The sequence below is a fragment of the Pseudomonas sp. P1_F1_2 genome, assembly GCF_056405815.1.
In genome coordinates, this window is record NZ_JBFUBK010000220.1 from 1 (window position 1) to 1,012 (window position 1,012).

Annotated in this window: 1 protein-coding gene; it reads right to left on the reverse strand. The window is 58.6% G+C overall.

Going from position 1 to position 1,012, the window contains the following annotated elements:
* Positions 1 to 1,012, reverse strand: a 1,012-nt coding sequence (locus AC1D2P_RS30710; RefSeq protein ID WP_477811773.1) for a transketolase-like TK C-terminal-containing protein, incomplete at both ends; no start/stop codon positions are given.

Here is a 1,012-nt window from a genome sequence, read left to right on the forward strand (position 1 = left end):
CGAACTTGAACTTGGCAATGGCTTCAGCCACGACCTTAGGTTCGATGTCACCACGGTCAGCCAGTGCTTCCAGGGCTGCCAACACCACGAAATGACGGTCRACTTCGAAGAAATGACGCAGTTTCTTGCGGCTGTCGCTGCGGCCGAAACCGTCGGTGCCCAGGACTTTGAATTCCTTGGACGGGACCCACTGACGAATTTGCTCAGCGAACAACTTCATGTAGTCGGTAGAAGCGATCACCGGACCTTTACGGCCGTTCAGGCATTCTTCGACGTAGCTCAGTTTAGGCTTCTGGCCCGGGTGCAGACGGTTGGTGCGCTCTACGGCCAGGCCGTCGCGACGCAGTTCGTTGAAGCTGGTAACGCTCCATACGTCAGCGCCGACGTTGAACTSTTCACGCAGRATCTTCGCCGCTTCACGCACTTCACGCAGGATGGTGCCGGAGCCCATCAGCTGAACGTGGTGCGCCGCTTCGCGGGTGTCTTCYTCRAGCAGGTACATGCCYTTSWTGATGCCTTCYTCGRCACCGGCCGGCATGGCTGGCTGCTGGTAGGACTCGTTCATCACGGTGATGTAGTAGAARACGTCCTGYTGCTCTTCGGTCATCTTCTTCATGCCGTCCTGAATGATCACCGCCAGCTCGTAGCCGTAGGTYGGATCATAGGTGCGGCAGTTCGGGATGGTRGCRGCCAGGATRTGGCTGTGACCGTCTTCGTGTTGCAGGCCTTCGCCGTTGAGCGTGGTCCGGCCGGCGGTGCCGCCGATCAGGAAGCCACGGGTACGGCTGTCGCCAGCGGCCCAGGCGAGGTCGCCGATACGCTGGAAGCCGAACATCGAGTAGAAGATGTAGAACGGCAGCATTGGCTGGTTGTGGCTGGAGTACGAAGTACCGGCAGCGATGAAGGAGCTCATGGCGCCTGCTTCGTTGATGCCTTCTTCGAGGATCTGGCCCTTCTTGTCTTCCTTGTAGAACATCACCTGGTCTTTATCGACTGGCTCGTAGAGCTGGCC